Genomic DNA, 399 nt, shown 5'->3' with positions numbered 1-399 from the left:
GATCACCACCCTGCTCGCGCAGCAGAACACGACGCACTATGTGGACCTGATCGGAAACGTCCGTGCGGACAACCCTGCCTATGTCGCAAAAATGCAGGCGATAAAGGGTGCTTTCCAGGCACGGGGCATGGCACCGAACGTTGCCGAGAGCGGCGCAATCCAGGCAATCGGCGGCAGCGTCATGAAGCAGTCGGCCATCCTGTCCTACATGGATATTTTCCTCTGGCTCGGCGTCATGTTCCTGGTCTTCGTTCCGCTGATGCTCTTCGTGAAGCAACGCAAGGGCGCAGGTCCCAGCAAGGAAGACCTGATGGGGGGGCATTGATTTGTCCATGAGACGATTTGTCGATTTGCCGATTGTGTCGGGAATTGTTCATCATCGATACGGTTGCATACCGT

At 56.4% G+C, this 399-nt stretch carries 1 pseudogene; it reads left to right on the top strand.

Annotated elements, in window-relative coordinates:
• A pseudogene (locus JWG43_RS19065) lies at positions 1–325 on the top strand (MFS transporter); the annotation flags it as partial.
• Positions 326–399 lie beyond the last annotated feature (74 nt).

Source organism: Desulfobulbus alkaliphilus (assembly GCF_016918545.1).
Lineage (GTDB): Bacteria > Desulfobacterota > Desulfobulbia > Desulfobulbales > Desulfobulbaceae > Desulfobulbus > Desulfobulbus alkaliphilus.
The sequence above is the reverse complement of the archived record's forward strand: the minus strand, read 5'-3'. Positions and strand labels throughout refer to the sequence as shown.